The following is an 18,630-nucleotide window of genomic DNA, read 5'->3' as shown; positions in this document are numbered from 1 at the left end:
GACATCATGACAAAAGAATTCGGCGTCGGCATCATCGGCTGCGGCAACATCTCCGGCGCCTATTTCAAGCTGATCCCGCTCTACCGTAACCTGAAGCTTGCAGCCTGCGCGGACATCAATCCGGCAGCGTCAAAGGCGCGGTCGGCGGAGTTCGGCGTCCCCGCACAGGAGATCGAGGCGCTGCTTGCCAATCCGGCGGTCGACGTCGTCGTCAACCTGACGATCCCCGAGGCACATTACCCCGTGTCGAAGCAGGCACTGGAGGCGGGCAAGCACGTCTATTCGGAAAAGCCGTTCGTGCTGACGCTGGAGCAGGGCGAGGACCTGCGCCGGATCGCCGATGCGAAGGGGCTGAAGGTCGGATCGGCGCCCGACACCTATCTCGGCGGGTCGCACCAGTTCGCCCGGCACCTGATCGACAGCGGCCGAATCGGCAAGGTCATGTCGGGCACAGCGCACGTGCTCGGACCGGGCATGGAGAGTTGGCACCCGAACCCGGACTTCTTCTTTGCCCCCGGGGGCGGACCGATCCTCGACATGGGGCCGTACTACGTCAACAATCTCGTCAACCTCGTCGGGCCGGTGAAGCGCGTCGTGGCGCTCGCCAACAAGGCGCGGACGGAACGGACGATCGGGATCGGGGCGCGCAAGGGAGAGAACGTGCCGGTGGTCGTTGCGACCAACATCCACGCCGTGCTCGAGTTCGTCAGCGGCGCGCAGATTTCGCTGATGGCGAGTTGGGACGTCTGGGCCCATCGCCACCAGAACATGGAGCTCTACGGCACCGACGGTGCGATCTTCGTTCCCGATCCGAACTTCTTCGGCGGCGCTGTGGAGGTGGCCGGCATGGACAGGGAACCGAAGCCGGTCGAGGTATGGGACCATCCGCTGACGGCGAAGAATTATACCTTCGACTGGGGTACGCAGGCGAACTACCGCGGTGTGGGGCTTGCCGACATGATGGCGGCGGTTGCCACGGGCGGCGATTACCGCTGCTCGCTCGATCGCTCGCTGCACACGATCGACGTTCTGACGGCGATACTGCGCTCGGCCGAGGAGGGCCAGGCAATCGACATCGTCACCACCTGCACCCAGCCGGAGGCGCTGGGTATCGAGGAGGCGCGGGCGCTGTTGCGCGACGACGTCGAGGCGCCGGCCGTCGAAGCGGCCGCCGAGTAGGCGGCGGGGACGGCTCGATCGCCTTGCGGCGTCGCGCGCCCCCTTGCCGGAACGGCTCGGGCGGGAGTATCCATTCCCGCCCGATACATGAATTGGAGGACAGACATGGCCTGGTCACCTGCGGAAAACCGCTACGAAAGCATGAAATACAACCGCGTTGGACGCTCCGGCCTGAAGCTCCCGGCCATCTCGCTCGGCCTCTGGCACAATTTCGGTGGTGACACGCCGCACGAGCGCAAGGTCGAGATGTGCCGCACCGCCTTCGATCTCGGCATCACCCATTTCGACCTCGCCAACAATTACGGTCCGCCGCCGGGTTCGGCCGAGACCGCGTTCGGGGAAATCCTGCGTACCGATTTCGCCGGTTTGCGGGACGAACTGATCATCTCGTCCAAGGCCGGCTATGACATGTGGCCGGGACCGTATGGCGAATGGGGCAGCCGCAAGTACCTGATCGCCTCCTGCGACCAGAGCCTGAAGCGGATGGGGATCGACTATGTCGACATCTTCTATTCGCATCGCTTCGATCCGGACACGCCGCTGGAGGAGACCTGTGCGGCCCTCGACCACATCGTCCGCTCGGGACGCGCGCTCTATGTCGGCATCTCGTCGTACAATTCGCAGCGCACCCGTGAGGCGGCAACAATCCTCAAGGACCTCGGCACGCCCTGCCTGATCCACCAGCCGAGCTACTCCATGCTCAACCGCTGGATCGAAACCGACGGACTGGTCGATACGCTCGATGAACTCGGCATCGGCTCCATCGTCTTCTCGCCGCTGGCGCAAGGCATGCTGACGACGAAGTATCTCGGCGGCATTCCCGAAGACAGCCGCGCGGCGCAGAACCATTTCCTGAAGAAGGACTTCATCCGCCCGCAGACGATCGACAACATCCGCAAGCTGAACGACATCGCACAGGCGCGCGGCCAGACGCTGGCGCAGATGGCGATCGCCTGGGTGCTTCGCGGCGGCCGCATCACCTCGGCGCTGATCGGCGCCAGCCGTTCCTCGCAGATCGTCGATTGCGTGAAGGCGCTGGAGAAGGCGGAGTTCAGCGAGCAGGAACTGAAGGCGATCGACGTCTATGCACGCGAGGCGGACATCAATCTCTGGACCCGTTCTGCCGAACTTGTCTGATGAAACAGCGCAGGCGCCGTGCGGCAGCTCTGCCGTGCGGCGCTTTCCTGCTGAAGAGTTCGCATTATTATTTGTTTATAACTCTCTGATATAATTACGAAAGTTTAATTTAAATTTCAGTTTCCGTTCATCGGTCGAGCCGTAGTTTTGGGCCGTCAAGACGAAAGGAAACACCCATGAAAAAGCTCCTCACGCTTCTCATCGCCACCTCGGTCCTCGCCACCCCGCTGGCGGCGGTGCAGGCCCAGGCACAGGACCATCGCGGGCATCAGGTGGAACGCAAGGTCGTGACGACCACCACCACAAAGACCAAGACCCGTGAAGTGACCAGGAAGCACCGGTGGAACAAGGGCAACAAGCTGACGCGCTCGGAGCGACGGCAGATCATCAATTCCCGCGACTACCGGCGTCATCACCTGCATGCGCCGCGCCGCGGAGAACAGTGGGTGCGGGTGGACAACCAGTTCCTGCTCATCAGCGCTGCAACGGGCCTGATCCTCGGGATCGCAGCAGCGAACTGACCAATTCCCTCACGTGATCGAAGGGCGGCACGTGTGCCGCCCTTTTTGCGTTTGCAGTCCGGTGCCTGCTAAATCAGCGGGTAGCCTCTTGCCGGTGCCTGCCGCACGGCCGCTTCAGACCTCGGCTTTGACGATACCATCGAGCCCGGTTTACCGGCAGACCTTGCCTGAATGTCGAAAGCGGATCTTCCGGCTTCCCAACGGAAAAGGCCCGCGCTTTCGTCGCGCGGGCCTTTGGGGCTTTGTCTCTGCTGCACTCCGCGTGGGTGCAGGTGTCTTACGAACCGGCGCTGACAACATCCGCATGGGCGGGGAAGAAGCGCTCCAGGCTGCGGCGCTTGCCGAACATGATGTCGTGCTGGAGGTAGCGGTAGTCTCGGATCAACGGATCGATCTTCTTGTTGCGCGCCCAGTCGGCGGCCGCCTTGCCGTCGTGACGGATCAACTGGTAGCGGTCGATGACGTCGTAGCGCTCCTGCACGCGGCCTAGGAAGCCGGTGTAGTAGGGATGCTCGTAGCCCGCCTCCTTGAGGATATGATAGGGGAGCAGCGACGGGCTGATCGTGCCGATATCCTTCTTGGCGCCGGTCTTGTTCGACCAGACCAGCAGGGGGGTCTCGTGCTCGCGCTTCATCTGCTCGACTGACGCGCGACGTGCGGCGGTGATATCGTTCATGTAGCCGGTCGAGGTGTAGACGGTGTTGAGCGGCGGCAGGTGATCGCCGAACATGACGATGATGGTTTCGCGATCGCGTTCCCTTGCCCAGTTCATCAGCGTCTTGAGGCTATCGTCGGCCTCCTTTACGCCCTGCGCGAAGGTCGCCAGCATCTGGCGGTCCGCATAGGGAAGATCGCCCTCGATCTTGATCGTGTTCTTCGCGTAGCGGCCTGCCTCGTAGGGGCCGTGGCCCTGTAGCGTCACGGCGAAGAAGAAGAACGGATCTTCCTGGGCATCGGCCTGGCGCATGATCTCCTTGGTCAGCGATTCGTCGGAGGCGAAGATGCCGCGCTTGGTCATTGGAGGCATCGTCTCTTCGGTCTTGAAGGTCTCGAAGCCGAAGGAACTGTAAACCGAGGTGCGGTTCCAGAACCAGCCCGCGAAGGGGTGGATGGCGCGCGCCGCATAGCCTTCGCCGCGGAAGAAGGTCGCAAGCGAGGGGATCGGATCGCGCACATACTGCTGGTATGGAATGCTGCCTGTGGGCAGGAAGGCATTCGAGAAACCCGTCAGCGCTTCGAACTCGACGTTGGCCGTCAGGCCGCCGAATTCCGGCGAGAACACCGCGCCCGCGGCGTTCTTGCGGATGGTCGGCATCGGATCAGGGCTCAGCTTGACGTTGGTGAGCTTCGTCGGATCCCACAGGGATTCGCTCATGATCACGATCACGTCCGGCTTGCTGCGGTGGCTCGTTCCGGCCGGCAGCGGATCCTGGTTGATCTGGTCGATGGCATCGGCGGAATAGCCGCCCGGCGCCTTGACGTTGGCCATCGGCAGGTTGATCGCGAAGGCGAGCATGAAACCGTTGTGACGGTAGTTTTCGGCCTGGTCCCACATGATCGGAGAGACCTTCAGGCGATCACGGACCCAGAAATATTGGTTGTAGTCGATGATCGAGGCGAATCCGGTGATGAGGGGGAGGGCGACGGCAAGCCGAGCGAGCCGTTCCTTGCGGCTCAGCGGACGGAAACGGCGCCAGGCGAAGACCCAGAGCGTTACGAGAGCTGCGAGGGCGGCGATCGAGCCGACGACGATGGCGACTGCGGTCATCGGGCGATCGCGCACGAGCGCCGGCATCAGTTCCATGATCTGGCGGCCAAAGAGCAGGTCGGTCGGATAGAGCGGGTCGGTGAGGAAGATCTGCTTCTGCTCGGAAACGAGCGCAAGCAGGATCGCGGCCGGCGCCAGAACCAGGACAGCCTTGTGCTGCTTGCCGATCAGCGCATCGAAACCGAGAAAAGCGATGAAGAACAGGCCGAACGTGGTCCAGCCGGGCTGGGCAGCAGACGTCAGGAAGGTGAACGTGTCGCCGAACGACTTGCGGGTGATGAACTCGACCGCAGCAACGGTGACGACGGCAAAGAGCAGCGTCAACGCAAGCGATCCTATCGTCTTGGAAAGCCCGGAGAAGCGGGTGGACGTGCCGACACCGACGGAATAGTTCTCCTTGACAGCTGTCGCCGCTACGGCAGAGGTCGAAGATCTCACGCGCTACTCCAAACTTCACAAAATTTTCGCTTATCTGTCATATCGGTGTCATGTTGAACAGGGGATGAATGCGGGCCTGAACGCCGCTCGTCACCTTTCGTTTCCGGCAGGGCGGCCCGTCCGGCGCTCGCGCCGCCGCCAAAGGCGTCCATCGAAAAGCCTTCGTTTTCAAACGGGCCGTCATCCTCTAAAGAGCATTTGGCCCCGATGTGTTCGGGCAAGACGCTTGAGGATCGAAATGACTGGTAACAACGACAGGACGACACTTCGCATCGCGGTTGCGCAGCTCAATCCGACGGTAGGCGATGTGGCCGGCAATCTGGCCAAGGCGCGGGCGGCCCGCGAGGATGCGGCCCGCCAGGGCGCTGACCTTCTGCTTCTGACGGAGCTTTTTATCTCCGGCTATCCGCCGGAGGACCTCGTGCTCAAGCCTGCATTCCTCAAGGCCTGCCAGGCGGCGGTCGATGGACTTGCTGCGGACACGGCCGATGGCGGGCCTGGCGTGATCGTCGGCTTTCCCCGGCAGGGCGAGGCCGGGCGGCACAATTCGGTCGCCGTTCTGGATGGCGGCAAGGTCCTGGTCCTGCGCGACAAGCTCGACCTGCCCAATTACGGTGAGTTCGACGAAAAGCGCGTCTTTTCCGAAGGGGCGATGCCGGGGCCGGTGAACTTTCGCGGTGTCCGGCTCGGCATTCCGATCTGCGAAGAGATCTGGAACGATCTCGGCGTCTGCGAGACGCTGGCCGAAAGCGGGGCCGAACTCCTGCTGGTGCCGAACGGTTCGCCCTACTATCGCGGCAAGGTGGAGGTGCGCCATCAGGTGGCGCTGAAACAGGTGATCGAGACCGGGCTTCCGCTCGTCTTCGCCAACCAGCTCGGCGGTCAGGACGAACTGGTGTTCGACGGCGCAAGCTTCGGCCTCAATGCCGACAAGACACTTGCCTTCCAGATGAGCCAGTTCGAGGAAACGATTGCGCTCGTCACCTGGAAGAAGGTGGACGGCGTCTGGCATTGCGACGGTGGCCCGATGTCCAAGCTGCCCGAGCGCGAGGAGGCGGACTACCGCGCCTGCGTCTTGGGCTTCCGCGACTACGTCAACAAGAACGGCTTCAAGAACGTGGTGCTGGGCCTATCCGGCGGCATCGATTCGGCCATCTGCGCGGCGATCGCAGTGGATGCGCTCGGCGAAGAGCGCGTGCGCTGCGTCATGCTGCCCTACCGGTATACCTCGCAGGAATCGCTGACGGATGCTGCGGCCTGCGCCAGGGCGCTCGGCTGCCACTACGACATCGTGCCGATCGAGGCGCCGGTGACAGGCTTCATGGAGGCGCTTTCGGATATGTTCGAGGGCACCGAGCAGGGGATCACCGAAGAGAACCTGCAAAGCCGGGCGCGCGGCACGATCCTGATGGCGATCTCCAACAAGTTCGGCTCGATGGTGGTGACAACCGGCAACAAGTCGGAGATGTCCGTCGGCTACGCCACGCTCTACGGCGACATGAACGGCGGCTTCAATCCTATCAAGGATCTGTACAAGATGCAGGTGTACGCGCTTTCGCGGTGGCGCAACACGACCGTGCCGCCCGGCGCGCTCGGCCCCGCCGGCGAGGTGATCCCGAAGAACATCATCGACAAGGCTCCGTCTGCGGAGCTGCGGCCAAACCAGACCGACCAGGATTCGCTGCCACCCTATCCGGTGCTGGATGACATCCTCGAGTGCCTGGTCGAAAACGAGATGGGCACCGAAGAGATCGTGGCGCGCGGGCACGACGAGGCGACCGTGCATCGCGTCGAGCACCTGCTCTACATCGCGGAATACAAGCGCCGGCAGTCCGCGCCGGGTGTGAAGATCACGAAGAAGAATTTTGGTCGTGACCGGCGCTATCCGATCACGAACCGATTCCGCGACCGCTAAAAAACGGGAAATTGCGATGCGCAGCTCCGTCGAGATCTACGACGTCCAAACCGGGGAGAACTACGTCGTCTGGCAGACCGGCGAGCTTGTCGAGGCGCCGAACTTCGCCCCCGATGGCAGCCATCTGATCGTCAACGGTGACGGCGAGCTGTTCAGGCTGTGGCTCGACGGCGGCGAGCCGGAGCCGATCGACACGGGATTCGCCATTCGCTGCAACAACGATCACGGTCTTTCGCCGGACGGGCTGTGGCTTGCGATCACCGACAAGACGATGTTCGGAAAGTCGGCCGTCTACGTGCTTCCGTCCGAAGGCGGCATGCCCCGCCTCGTTACGAAGGCACTGCCATCCTACTGGCACGGCTGGTCGCCTGACGGGGCGCATGTCTGCTACTGCGGCATCCGCAACGATGTCTTCGACATCTACACGATACCGGTCGCCGGCGGAGAGGAAACGCGCCTCACCTTCGGCGAGGGGCGCAACGACGGGCCCGACTGGTCGTCGGACGGTTGGATCTACTTCAATTCCAGCCGGACGGGCCGCATGCAGGTCTGGCGGATCAGGCCCGACGGAAGCGGTCTTCAGCGGATTACGGACAGCATCTACGGCGACTGGTTCCCGCATCCGTCGCCGGACGGAAAGTCGCTGCTGGTCCTATCCTATGACGGCGACGTGGTCGATCATCCTCGCGACCACAAGGTCCGCCTGCGGCTGATGGATGCGGATGGCGGCAATGCGCGCGAGCTTTTCGAACTTTTCGGCGGGCAGGGGACGATGAACGTTCCGAACTGGTCACCGGACGGATCGGCCTTCGCCTACGTCCGCTACGCGCCGTGAAGCGCGCCGGTCGGCGCCCGGCTGTTTAACGTTTTGAATACCAGCCTGATTAAGCGAATTTTCCGTCTTCCCCCCTATTCTTTCACCAACAAGAACGAAACGCGGCAGAATGACCGCGCGCATGTCGGTGGGGATGGGCATGTCGGATCTGGTGATTGAGCTGGGGGCTCAGCGCCGCAGACGGATGAAGATTACGATCGGCATCGCGGCTGTCGCGATCGTCGCGCTTTTTGCCTGCGCCAATTTCTTGGTGCTGGAGTACTCCGTCCGGCAGGCAAACGACTTCGTCGCGGCCACCGAAAAGACGCTGGTAAAGAACGAGTTCCGCCACCAGATCGAACAGGTAGTGCTCTACCAGAGCGGCATCTCCTTCTGGGACAAGAGCTTCGACGAACTGGGAACCGGAACGGTCAGCGAAATATTCGTCCGGCGCGATCTGCGCCATTTCATGCGTGCGGATTCCGGCTTCTCGTGGATGGTGTTTGCCACCAGCGCCGGCGGGCCGCTGTTTGCGATGAGGGACGGGCGCGTCGTCGAAGCAGAGACCTCCGGCAACCTGCTTTACTGGATCATCGACCTGACGAAGCGGGCCGAGACTAGCTACTACGAGGCGTTGCGGCGCACGCGCGACGGCTGGAACCTCGACAGACCGAAAGCCTCCGACGACCTTCTCTCTCCGTCCATCCCCCGGATCAGCGCGACCGGCATGCGCATGATCGAGGGAACCATGAGCATCGTCGTGGTCCAGGCAGTGGTGCCGCGCCGGCTCTTCATTCCCGATCATCGCAAGACGCCGGTGCTGATGATCACCGTCAAGCCGATGACGGCGGAGATGCTTCAGAGGTCGCAGCAGCGACTGGGCCTGACCGATCTCGGCTTCTCGCCGATCACGCTTGTTGACGACGATCTGCTGACGACCGGCGTCGGCGGCGATTCGTTCAATCCGATGGTGGCGTCCTGGCGTCCGAACCGGCCCGGCTCGTTCGTCTGGACGATGGCGCTCCCGCAGATCACCGCACTGGTGGCGATCTTCGTCGCCGTCATGGGGTTCGTTGCCTGGAAGTTCTCCTCGCTTGTGCGGGCGCTGGAGCGGAGCGAGGCGCGCAACGCCCGTCTTGCCCGGCACGACGCGTTGACGGGGGCCCTCAACCGCTCCGGCTTCGAGGAGGTCGTGCGCGGTCTCGTGGCCAAGGCGATCGAGCCCTTCGCCGTCATCGCCGTGGATCTCGATCGCTTCAAGGAGGTCAACGACAGTCACGGCCATGCTGCCGGAGATGCGGTGCTGAAGGCGATCACGAAGCGTTTCCAGACGAGAATCGGCGCCCGCGGCACGCTGGCGCGGCTCGGCGGCGACGAGTTTGCGGTAGTGATGCCGGGCGAGGGCGACCCGGCAGTCATCCTTGCGCTGGCGCAGGCGCTGGTGCGCGACGCGCAGGTGCCGATCCCCTTTGCCGGCCAGCTACTGGGCGTCGGCGGAAGCGCCGGCGCGGCGATGTTCCCCGAGCATGGGCGAACGCTGGACGGGTTCATGCAGATGGCGGACCACGCCCTCTACGAGGCGAAGAACGGCGGCCGCAATCGCGCGATCTTCGCCGGTGCCGAATTCGGCAAGGATGATCCGAATTCCAATACCCAGGCCGCTTGAGGGAAGGCGGCGCGCGTCATTTGCGACATCGCTGAGCCGTCGACGGGCTTGCGCGGCGCGCCCGGCTGTGGGCAAATGGCGCCGCCAGGTGCCTCACGCCATGCGTGGGGAGAATCGGGAATCCGGTAGGGCCGCGCGCCCGAAGCCGGAACGTGCCCAACGCTGTGACGGGGACGGCAAGGCCAGGAAGGGTATTCTTCCGTTTCATGCCACTGGCTTTCGGGTCGGGAAGGCTGGCTTTGCCGGAGGAACCGGAGTCAGAAGACCGGCCTGGCGAGATGGGCCTGCCCGCGCGGACGGCGGACGGTCGAAGGCATTGTTGGGGAGATGACGATGCGACCTTCCAGCCGGGGCGAACAGGCCCCCGCATACCCGTTTTCGCCTGCCGAGAGGGATGCCGTCTATCGCGCCATCGAAACGCGCCGCGACGTCCGTGACCAGTTTCTGCCTGACCCCATTCCCGACCCGGTGCTGCGCCGGCTGTTGCAGGCCGCCCACAACGCGCCTTCGGTCGGCTTTATGCAGCCATGGAGCTTCGTCGTCATCCGCGATGCCGCGGTCAAGGCGGGCGCGCACCAGGCGTTCCAGCGGGCCAATGCCGAGGCTGCCGACCTCTTTGAGGGCGAGCGGCAGGACCTTTACCGCTCGCTCAAGCTGGAGGGCATCCTCAAGGCGCCCGTCAGTCTCTGTGTTACCTGCGATCCGGACCGGGCCGGGAGCGTCGTGCTGGGACGCACGCATAATCCGCGCATGGACGTCTATTCGACGGTGTGCGCCGTGCAGAACCTGTGGCTTGCCGCGCGCGCCGAAGGGGTCGGCGTCGGCTGGGTCAGCATCTTCCACGAAGACGACATCCGCACGCTGCTCGGCATTCCCGATCGGATCGAGATCGTGGCCTGGCTCTGCCTCGGCTACGTCGATGCGCTCTACCAGGAGCCGGAACTGGCCGTGAAAGGCTGGCGGCAGCGGCTGCCGCTGGAGGAACTCGTTCATGCGGACCGCTGGGGGCAGCCGGGCTAGGCGCGTTCGAAGCGCTTAAAGCTTGTCGCGCCAGAAAGGATGCATGGGCACGCTTCAATATTGGCCTGTACCCATGTCGGCATCGCAAAACCACCGCACATTCGCGCGACATGCTTTAGTCGGAACCGGCGGGATTGTGAAGATCGAGCGCCGGCTGGTCGTTCGGCAGGAAGATCGGGCCAACGATGCGAACCTTCCTCTGCTCCGGATCGTAGGGACGCTCCTCGACGGCCTTTGCCTGCTCGGGAGCCTTGGCGACGGGATGGATGCGGATCGTGGTGACCGAACCGACATCCTGCCGCGTCGTGCCGGACGCGCGTCCGCCGGAACCGTTCGGGGAGGACGGATCCGTCACGCTCATCTTGCGATGGTAGGCGCCGAGGTCGCAGCCGCAGCTGCTATCCATCGAAAGGTCGCGGCTTTGATAGGCGAAGGCATTGGGCAGGGCGGAATAGGGCTGGCCCGTGACGGTGGACACCATATCGCGGCTGTCGGGCGATTCGAGCGGCTGGTAGAAGAGTTCCGTCTCCGTCTGCGGGCACATTGCCGCGCAGGCGCGCTGGTCGCGGCGGAAGTCGATCGGCGAGGCAGCGGACGATACGGGGAAGAAGCCGCCGTCGCAGGTCCGCACGCAGACAGTTCTCAGCGCCCCGCCCGACGGTGCGGCACCCGGCATGACGGCGCCGGCGGCATTGCTGAAAGTGGTGGGCGTGTTGCGCCGACGCTCGCCGTCCCATCCATCTGCACCCGGTGACCGGGCATCCCGGTCGTCCGTGGCAGCACCCTCGATCGATGCCGTCGTGTCGCAGCCGTTCAAGGACATCTCTGACAGGATGCGCGTGCGGACGGCCCGATCGCCGGCGACAAACGATGCTTCGCTTCGCTTTTTCTCGAGGATTTGCAGGTTGCGCTCCATCTCGCTGACGGATGCGGCGATCGCGGCGCATTCGCCGCCTCCGGACGAGCCATAGACCGTGATGCTGCCGCCACTGCAGCCGAGCTGGCGCAGGTCCGAGCGCGCCTTGCGCAGTTCGAGGTTCTGGCGGCTGATCGCGCTGGAATAGACCTGCGTCCGGTCCTGAACGTCCGCAGTCACGGGCACGCTCGCCAGGCGGGTTTGCAATTCGGCGCAAATCTCCGACGCCGCAGCCGGCAGCGAAACGCATGACAGCACGATGGCGACTGCCAGGATCTTCGATCGGCGGAGGCGAGCAGGCACTTGAACGGTTCCTTTGGCGAGTCTGGGGCCTTGTGGCGAGGCTGGGGCACGAGCCCTGCCGTCGATCATAGGTGGCTGTCCTGTTTGCGCAACGCGCTCCTGGAAATGTGATTAACCCGCCTGACGAATGTCAAAAATAGATGAATTCGGTACTCATGTTTCTGGCGTCCGAATTGCTATCGCCCTGTCCTTGGTGTAGCAAAATGCAGCCGGACCGGCCGATCCTGCGTGTGGTGTCTGCATCTGCGCAGCCGATTTCGCCGGTTTCTTCAGATCATCAGCAAAAGCAGGTTTTGCATGCGCCTTTCTTCCGTTCTGCTAAGCCCGTTCTATGCCCTCCAGCTTGCCTCGGGCGCCAAGTCCTTCGCGGACAACCCGATCATCGGCAGCAAGACGCTGAACCGTATGGGGCTGCACGCAAAGCGCGTGTCGCTGGCCATGGACATGGCCGACTGGCGGCGCAAGTCTCTGGCCAGGCTGGTCACGCCGGAGCAGCGCCGGGAATATGAGGAAAACGGCTTCGTCAAGATCGAGAATTTCCTGCCGCCGGAGGTGTTTTCGAAGGTCACCTCCGAGCTGGAGAACGGCGATTTCGATCGCTACGACATGCTGCAGGGAACCACGGTCACGCGCCGGGCGCTGATCGACGACAGCGACCTGGAACGCCTGCCGGGCTTCAAGGCCGCCCGCAACGATCCGCGCATGAGCAACCTCCTGCGCTACGTTTCCTCGAGCGACGGCCAGCCGCTTCTCGTCGTGCAGGTGGTGATGGCGCTTGCCTCGACCCCGTCGAAGGAAAGTTCCGCCGATCCGCAGACAGCACTCCACAGCGACACCTTCCAGCCGACCGCCAAGGCCTGGCTGTTCCTGAAGGATGTCGGAGAGGAGGATGGGCCATTTTCCTATGTTCCGGGCTCGCACAAGGTCACGCCGCAGCGGCTTGCCTGGGAGCAGCGCATCAGCGAGAGCGCCGATACGATCGAGAACAAGTATTCCGCCCGCGGCTCGCTGCGCATCATGCCGCACGAACTTGCGGCGCTCGGCTACGGCCAGCCGGTGAAGATGGTGGTGAAGGCCAACACGCTCATTGTCGCCGATACGCACGGCTTCCACGCCCGTTGCCCGAGCTACAGGCAGACGACCCGCATCGAGATCTACGGTTCGCTGCGGCGCAATCCGTTCCTGCCCTTCACCGGCCTGCACGTCGCATCGCTGCCCTTCATCAAGTCGCAGATGAACCGCCTGATCATCGGCGCCATGGGCCTGCGCGGCAAGCTCGGCCTGAAGGGCTCGCCGTGGGTCCCTGCGGGCCTTGGCAAGGCCGGGGAATGGTCGAAGCGCCTGAAACAGCCGGGGACGTAAGGCCGGTTCCGGGTCGCCGGCGCCGTCTGCGTTCCCGCAGCCAGGCGGCCCGCAGGACGGGTTCATCAAGTTTTGTTCATCTGGCAGCGTGTCAAAAAGACGGGGCCTGCGCTTTTCCGTTCTCCGCTGCCGTGCTATCAGCGCGCCTGACCGAATTGTTTGGCCGGAACGGAAGCAAAGACAGCCATGCCTGACGAAGGCGACAGTACCAGCGAAAGTCGATCCCGATCCGGGCTGGCATCGTTTCTGCGATGCCAGCGGAACTACAGTTCAATTCATTTCCCTAAGCGCGCTATAGGCCCTGGATCATCCGTCCGGGGCTTTCGGTGTTTTCCCGATATCCTCTGACAGGTCTCACCATGGAAATCCTTGCAGATCCAAACATCTGGATCGGCCTCGTTACCCTCATCGTCCTTGAAGTCGTGCTTGGCATCGATAATCTCGTCTTCATCGCGATCCTTGCCGACAAGCTGCCGCCGCACCAGCGCAACAAGGCGAGGATGCTGGGTCTCTCGCTGGCGCTGGCCATGCGCATCGCGCTGCTGTTTTCGATCTCTTGGATCGTGACACTGACGCAGCCGCTCTTCACCGTTGGCGGCCTCCCGTTCTCGGGGCGCGACATCATCCTGATTCTCGGCGGCGTCTTCCTGTTGGCCAAGGGCACGATGGAACTGCACGAACGGCTGGAGGGCGCGCACAAGCCCAAGGACGGCAAGGTCGTGCATGCCGTCTTCTGGCAGGTCATCATCCAGATCATCGTGCTGGACGCGGTGTTCTCGCTGGACAGCGTCATCACCGCGGTCGGCATGGTCAACAACCTCTGGGTGATGGTCACCGCCGTCTGCGTGGCCATGGCCGTGATGATGCTTGCCTCCAAGCCGCTGATGGCGTTCGTGTCCAAGCATCCGACGGTCGTCATCCTGTGCCTGGGCTTCCTGCTGATGATCGGCTTCAGCCTCGTCGTAGAGGGCTTCGGTTTCCATATCCCCAAGGGCTATCTCTATGCGGCGATCGGCTTCTCGGTGCTCATCGAGGCCGCAAACCAGGTCGGCCGCCACAACCGCGAGAAGCGCATCACGACGGGCGACCTGCGTGAACGCACGTCCGAGGCGGTGCTGCGGCTTCTCGGCGGACGCGTCGGGGAGGAGACCCTTGGCGAGGCCGCCGACGTCATGGCCGAGCAGTCGGCGCAGGGCGCCCTCTTCAAGCCGGAAGAGAAGGAGATGATCCGCGGCGTGCTCGATCTTAGCGACCGTCCGGTCAGCTCGATCATGTCTCCGCGCAACGAGGTGGAATGGCTCGACCTGAACGACAATCCGGAGGATCTGAATGCCGCGATCCGCCAGCTGACGCATAGCCGCGTCATCCTGGCGCGCGACACGGTGGACGAGTTCGTCGGCGTGGCGATCACCAAGGAACTGCTCAATGCGCTGATCGAAGGCAAGCCGATCGACTGGGCGCGCGTCGCGCGCCAGCCGGTGATCGTCCACGAGACCACCGACGTGCTGAAGGTGATGGAACAGCTCCGCCGTTCGCCGGTGCAGATGGCGATGATCGTCGACGAGCACGGCTCGCTCGAGGGCATTGCCACACCGACCGACGTGCTGGAGGCGATCGCAGGCGAATTTCCCGATTTCGGCGAAGAGGCTGCGACCTTCGAGCAGCAGGAGGACGGCAGCGTGCTGACCGACGGCTTCATCGACATCCGCCAGTTCAGCAGCGCCATCGGCCACGATCTGGTGGACGATGCCGATCGTTATTCCACGCTTGGCGGCTTTATCATGACGCAACTCGGCCACCTGCCTGTTGCCGGCGAGAGGCTCATGGTCGATGGGCTTGAGTTCGAAATTCTCTCGCTCGACAAGCGCAGCATCGGAAAGATCCGGGTGCGAGCCGCGGAACAGGCTGTCGCCTGACGCCTCGCCGCCATATCGATGGCGGCCGGATTCCATGATCGCTCAAAATGAGCCGGCGCGTCGCAGGCCGGGTCGGCTTCGAAGCTGCGACGCCGGCTTGAGCGGCGAATCCGGACGATGCGCGGTGCGCAACGTCCGAAGCCATTTCTCCTGGCAAGGTTTGCGCCACCCGGCTCAGACCGGGTGGGATGCCTCCACCACAGCCAGTGCGGCCATGTTGACCACGCCGCGGGAGGTCACGGACGGTGAGAGGATGTGCGCGGGCATGGCCGCACCCAGCAGGATCGGGCCGACATGCAGGCCATCGGTCATCGTCTTCAGCACACCGAGCGTGATGTTGGCGGCGTCGAGGTTCGGGAAGACGAGCAGATTGGCCTCGCCGGTCAACGTGCTGCCCGGCATGACGCGCTGGCGCAGGGCCTCGGAGATCGCCGAATCGCCGTGCATCTCGCCGTCCGCCTCCAGTTCCGGCGCCATTTCGCGCACCAACGCCATCGCCTTGCGCATCTTGAAGGCGCTGGCGGAATCGCGCGAACCGAAATTGGAATGCGACACCAGCGCCGCACGCGGGGTGATGCCGAAACGGCGGATTTCCTTGGCGGCCATGACCGTCATCTGCGCCACTTCCTCCGCGGTCGGGTCGAAGGTGACATAGGTATCGGTGAAGAAGGTGGCGCCGCGCTGGGAGATCAGCAGGCTGAGCGCGGAGAAATCGGTCACGCCCTCACGCATGCCGATGATCTGGCGGACGTCGCGCAGGTGCTTGGCGTAGCGTCCCTCGACGCCGCAAATCAGCGCATCGGCCTCGCCGCGGCGCACGGCGAGCGCGCCGATGACCGTCTGGTTGGTGCGCACGATCGTGCGCGCCGCTTCCGGGATCACGCCCTGGCGGCCGACGAGCTTGAAGTAGTCGTCGACATATTCACGGTAACGCGGATCGTCCTCGGGGTTGATCACCTCGAAATCGGCGCCTGGGCGGATGCGCAGGCCGTAGCGCTTCAGGCGCGTCTCGATGATCTGCGGACGGCCGATCAGGATCGGGTTTGCTGTGCCTTCCTCGAGTAGGACCTGGGCGGCGCGCAGCACGCGTTCGTCCTCGCCTTCGGCGAAGATCACCCGCTTCTTGTCGGCGTTCTTCGCTGCGACGAAGATCGGCTTCATGATGAAGCCGGAGCGCCAGACAAAGCGGTTCAACTGGTCGAGATAGGCGTCGAAATCGGCGATCGGCCGGGTGGCGACGCCGCTCTCGGCAGCGGCCCGGGCGACGGCGGGCGCGATCCGCAGGATCAGCCGCTGGTCGAAGGGCGAGGGGATCAGGTAGTTCGGCCCGAAGACCGGCGTCTCGCCCGAATAGGCGCGGGCGGCGACGTCGGAGACTTCCTCGCGGGCAAGGGCTGCGATCGCGCGGACCGCCGCCATCTTCATCTCCTCGTTGATCGTGCGTGCGCCGCAATCCAGCGCGCCGCGGAAGATGTAGGGGAAGCAGAGGACGTTGTTCACCTGGTTGGGGAAATCGGAGCGACCGGTGCAGATCATCGCGTCGGGGCGGGCGGCGCGCGCCTCTTCCGGCATGATCTCCGGGTTGGGATTGGCCAGCGCCATGATCAGCGGCTTTTCCGCCATGCGGGCCAGAAGCTCCGGCTTCAGTACCCCGGCGGCGGACAGGCCGAGGAAGACGTCGGCGTCGTCGATCGTCTCCGAAAGGCTGCGCTTGTCGGTTTCCTGCGCATAGACGGACTTCCACTGGTCCATCAGGACCTCGCGGCCCTTGTAGACGACGCCCTCGATATCGTGGACCCAGATGTTCTCGATCTTCGCACCGAGGATGACGAGCAGGTTGAGGCAGGCGAGAGCTGCAGCGCCGGCGCCGGAGGCGACGATCTTCGCCTTGGAAATGTCCTTGCCGGCCAGCTCGAGGCCGTTGAGGATTGCGGCGGCGACGATGATGGCGGTGCCGTGCTGGTCGTCGTGGAAGACGGGAATGTCCATCTTCTCGCGCAGCCGGCGCTCGACCTCGAAGCATTCGGGCGCCTTGATGTCCTCCAGGTTGATGCCGCCGAACGTCGGTTCCAGCGCGGAGACAACGTTCACCATCTCGTCAACCGTCGCCGCATCGATCTCGATGTCGAAGACGTCGACGCCGGCGAATTTCTTGAACAGGACCGCCTTGCCTTCCATGACGGGCTTGGAGGCGAGCGGGCCGATATTACCGAGGCCGAGGACGGCGGTGCCGTTCGAAATCACCGCGACGAGGTTGGAACGCGCCGTGTACTCGGCCGCCATTTCCGGATTGTCGCGGATCGCGAGACAGGGTGCTGCGACGCCCGGCGAATAGGCGAGCGCGAGGTCGCGCTGGTTGCCGAGCGGCTTGGTCGGCTGGATTTCAAGCTTGCCGGGGCGGGGATGGCGGTGGAAGAAGAGGGCCTGCTGGTCGATGTCTCCGCTTGCCGGAGTGGGTTTCGTCTTCGATTTGTCGCCAGTCGTCATCGTCATCCTGCCAAGTCCAATCCTGCCGCGTCTCTTCTGCTGCCCCTGGTGAGCTGAGCGAAGCGCGCCCATGCCATAAAGCCCCAATTGCCGTTCCTTGCAACCGTCAATACCGCCGCATGGGGCTCAATCGGCGGATAGGCGCTGCCAGTCCTGCAAATGCGGCGGATAGCCGCCGGGTGGCTGCGCGCTGTCATGCTGCTGCAACACGAGTCTGGTTTTGAGCGTGCATGCGGCTTACGCCAGCCCGAGCCCGATTGCCGGAGTGCAGACCATGACCGTCCACAACGCAGCATCGAACGTCCGCCGCGTGAGAACCCTGTTCCTGTCGGACGTTCATCTCGGTTCGAAGGCGGCAAAGACCGACTTCCTGCTCGATTTCCTGCGCTGCCACGAGGCGGCGACCATCGTTCTGGTCGGCGATATCGTCGATGGCTGGCGGCTGAAGCGGAGCTGGTACTGGCCGCAAAACTGCAACGACGTGGTGCAGAAGCTGTTGCGCAAGGCGCGCAAGGGAGCCCGCATCGTCTACATTCCCGGCAATCACGACGAATTCCTGCGCGATTTTCCGGGTGTCCATTTCGGCGGCATCGAGGTCGCCAGGCAGATCGTTCACGAGGCAGCCGACGGCAAGCGATACCTGGTGCTGCACGGCGACGAGTTCGATGTCGTCGTGCGCAATGCCCGCCTGCTCGCCTATCTTGGCGACTGGGCCTATGACGCAGCCATCGTCGTCAACATCGCGCTTGCGGCGATCCGCCGGCGGCTTGGATTGCCCTACTGGTCCTTCTCGGCCTGGGCGAAGCTGCAGGTGAAGCATGCGGTGAACTTCATCGGCGCCTTCCAGAAAGTGGTGGCCGAGGAAGCCCGCAGGCATGGCGCAGACGGCGTGATTTGCGGCCACATCCACCATGCCGTGATTGAGGACATCGACGGGATCCGCTACATCAATACCGGCGACTGGGTCGAGAGCTGCACGGCCGTCGTCGAGCATTGGGACGGCACGATGGAGCTGATCACCTGGCAGATGCCGGCTGCCCGAACGGCGGCGGTGGCGGCGCTTCCGCGGCAGGCCGAAAAGGCGGCCTTGAGCGACAAGGCGCAGGAAGCAGCCTGATTTTCTTGACGCGCGTGGCGGTTCGGCAGAGCGCGTTCGCCCGCCGCCGGGACGGTGAAAAATCGCACATT

13 protein-coding genes and 1 riboswitch are annotated in these 18,630 nt (G+C 63.8%); of the genes, 10 read left to right on the top strand and 3 right to left on the bottom strand.

From position 1 onward, the window contains the following. Positions 1 to 6: 6 nt before the first annotated feature. The 3 genes from HV823_RS17695 (at position 7) to HV823_RS17685 (ending at position 2,837) form a co-directional block, all read left to right on the top strand. On the top strand, positions 7 to 1,179 hold the full coding sequence (locus HV823_RS17695; RefSeq protein ID WP_176951068.1) for a Gfo/Idh/MocA family protein: 1,173 nt from the start codon (positions 7 to 9) through the stop codon (positions 1,177 to 1,179). A 105-nt stretch (positions 1,180 to 1,284) separates the two neighbouring features. Beyond that, positions 1,285 to 2,316 (top strand): L-glyceraldehyde 3-phosphate reductase, encoded by a 1,032-nt coding sequence (mgrA, locus tag HV823_RS17690; protein WP_176951067.1) that lies wholly within the window; start codon positions 1,285 to 1,287, stop codon positions 2,314 to 2,316. A gap of 176 nt (positions 2,317 to 2,492) precedes the next feature. Next, positions 2,493 to 2,837, top strand: coding sequence for an RcnB family protein (locus HV823_RS17685; RefSeq protein WP_176951066.1), 345 nt, complete (start codon positions 2,493 to 2,495; stop codon positions 2,835 to 2,837). Positions 2,838 to 3,114: 277 nt separating this feature from the next. On the opposite strand, the gene HV823_RS17680 is transcribed toward HV823_RS17685, so the two are convergent. Next, on the bottom strand, positions 3,115 to 5,043 hold the full coding sequence (locus HV823_RS17680) for a sulfatase-like hydrolase/transferase (protein ID WP_176951065.1): 1,929 nt from the start codon (positions 5,041 to 5,043) through the stop codon (positions 3,115 to 3,117). A 238-nt stretch (positions 5,044 to 5,281) separates the two neighbouring features. Here HV823_RS17680 and HV823_RS17675 point away from each other — a divergent pair, with 238 nt between their 5' ends. The 4 genes from HV823_RS17675 to bluB all read left to right on the top strand — a co-directional run bounded on the left by HV823_RS17675 (position 5,282) and on the right by bluB (position 10,458). Further along, entirely contained in the window at positions 5,282 to 6,958 is a 1,677-nt protein-coding gene (locus HV823_RS17675; protein ID WP_176951064.1) for an NAD+ synthase, read from the top strand. 16 nt (positions 6,959 to 6,974) lie between these two features. After that, a complete protein-coding gene (locus tag HV823_RS17670; RefSeq protein ID WP_176951063.1) occupies positions 6,975 to 7,793 on the top strand; it encodes a TolB family protein in 819 nt (272 codons plus the stop codon). A gap of 109 nt (positions 7,794 to 7,902) precedes the next feature. Then, the gene (locus HV823_RS17665; RefSeq protein ID WP_176951062.1) at positions 7,903 to 9,438 is read left to right on the top strand and encodes a diguanylate cyclase domain-containing protein; all 1,536 of its coding nucleotides are present in this window, start codon (positions 7,903 to 7,905) and stop codon (positions 9,436 to 9,438) included. A 69-nt stretch (positions 9,439 to 9,507) separates the two neighbouring features. Next, a riboswitch (cobalamin riboswitch) is annotated at positions 9,508 to 9,726 on the top strand. A 45-nt stretch (positions 9,727 to 9,771) separates the two neighbouring features. Further along, positions 9,772 to 10,458, top strand: coding sequence for a 5,6-dimethylbenzimidazole synthase (bluB, locus tag HV823_RS17660; protein ID WP_176951061.1), 687 nt, complete (start codon positions 9,772 to 9,774; stop codon positions 10,456 to 10,458). Between the two features lie 115 nt (positions 10,459 to 10,573). Here the strand turns inward: bluB and HV823_RS27235 are convergent, their stop codons facing one another. Continuing rightward, positions 10,574 to 11,677 (bottom strand): DUF2865 domain-containing protein, encoded by a 1,104-nt coding sequence (locus tag HV823_RS27235; protein WP_176951060.1) that lies wholly within the window; start codon positions 11,675 to 11,677, stop codon positions 10,574 to 10,576. A gap of 297 nt (positions 11,678 to 11,974) precedes the next feature. Between HV823_RS27235 and HV823_RS17650 the strand changes: the two genes are divergently transcribed. Next, on the top strand, positions 11,975 to 13,039 hold the full coding sequence (locus HV823_RS17650; protein WP_176951059.1) for a phytanoyl-CoA dioxygenase family protein: 1,065 nt from the start codon (positions 11,975 to 11,977) through the stop codon (positions 13,037 to 13,039). Positions 13,040 to 13,398: 359 nt separating this feature from the next. Beyond that, positions 13,399 to 14,955 (top strand): TerC family protein, encoded by a 1,557-nt coding sequence (locus HV823_RS17645; protein WP_176951058.1) that lies wholly within the window; start codon positions 13,399 to 13,401, stop codon positions 14,953 to 14,955. A 174-nt stretch (positions 14,956 to 15,129) separates the two neighbouring features. Here the strand turns inward: HV823_RS17645 and HV823_RS17640 are convergent, their stop codons facing one another. Then, positions 15,130 to 17,442, bottom strand: coding sequence for an NADP-dependent malic enzyme (locus HV823_RS17640; RefSeq protein WP_176951184.1), 2,313 nt, complete (start codon positions 17,440 to 17,442; stop codon positions 15,130 to 15,132). A 274-nt stretch (positions 17,443 to 17,716) separates the two neighbouring features. On the opposite strand from HV823_RS17640, the gene HV823_RS17635 reads away from it, so the two are divergent. Further along, positions 17,717 to 18,559 (top strand): UDP-2,3-diacylglucosamine diphosphatase, encoded by an 843-nt coding sequence (locus tag HV823_RS17635; RefSeq protein ID WP_176951057.1) that lies wholly within the window; start codon positions 17,717 to 17,719, stop codon positions 18,557 to 18,559. The last annotated feature ends 71 nt before the right edge of the window (positions 18,560 to 18,630 follow it).

The organism is Mycoplana rhizolycopersici (genome assembly GCF_013378445.1).
Classification (GTDB): domain Bacteria; phylum Pseudomonadota; class Alphaproteobacteria; order Rhizobiales; family Rhizobiaceae; genus Mycoplana; species Mycoplana rhizolycopersici.
Note: the sequence above shows the minus strand (reverse complement) of the source record. Positions and strands in the feature narration are given on the sequence as shown.

Excerpts from the sequence above, each read along its gene's own strand:
- HV823_RS17695 (WP_176951068.1), top strand. The coding sequence starts at position 7 with ATGACAAAAGAATTCGGCGTCGGCATCATCGGCTGCGGCAACATCTCC.
- mgrA (WP_176951067.1), top strand. The coding sequence starts at position 1,285 with ATGGCCTGGTCACCTGCGGAAAACCGCTACGAAAGCATGAAATACAAC.
- HV823_RS17685 (WP_176951066.1), top strand. The coding sequence starts at position 2,493 with ATGAAAAAGCTCCTCACGCTTCTCATCGCCACCTCGGTCCTCGCCACC.
- HV823_RS17675 (WP_176951064.1), top strand. The coding sequence starts at position 5,282 with ATGACTGGTAACAACGACAGGACGACACTTCGCATCGCGGTTGCGCAG.
- HV823_RS17670 (WP_176951063.1), top strand. The coding sequence starts at position 6,975 with ATGCGCAGCTCCGTCGAGATCTACGACGTCCAAACCGGGGAGAACTAC.
- HV823_RS17665 (WP_176951062.1), top strand. The coding sequence starts at position 7,903 with ATGACCGCGCGCATGTCGGTGGGGATGGGCATGTCGGATCTGGTGATT.
- bluB (WP_176951061.1), top strand. The coding sequence starts at position 9,772 with ATGCGACCTTCCAGCCGGGGCGAACAGGCCCCCGCATACCCGTTTTCG.
- HV823_RS17650 (WP_176951059.1), top strand. The coding sequence starts at position 11,975 with ATGCGCCTTTCTTCCGTTCTGCTAAGCCCGTTCTATGCCCTCCAGCTT.
- HV823_RS17645 (WP_176951058.1), top strand. The coding sequence starts at position 13,399 with ATGGAAATCCTTGCAGATCCAAACATCTGGATCGGCCTCGTTACCCTC.
- HV823_RS17640 (WP_176951184.1), bottom strand. The coding sequence starts at position 17,442 with ATGACGACTGGCGACAAATCGAAGACGAAACCCACTCCGGCAAGCGGA.
- HV823_RS17635 (WP_176951057.1), top strand. The coding sequence starts at position 17,717 with ATGACCGTCCACAACGCAGCATCGAACGTCCGCCGCGTGAGAACCCTG.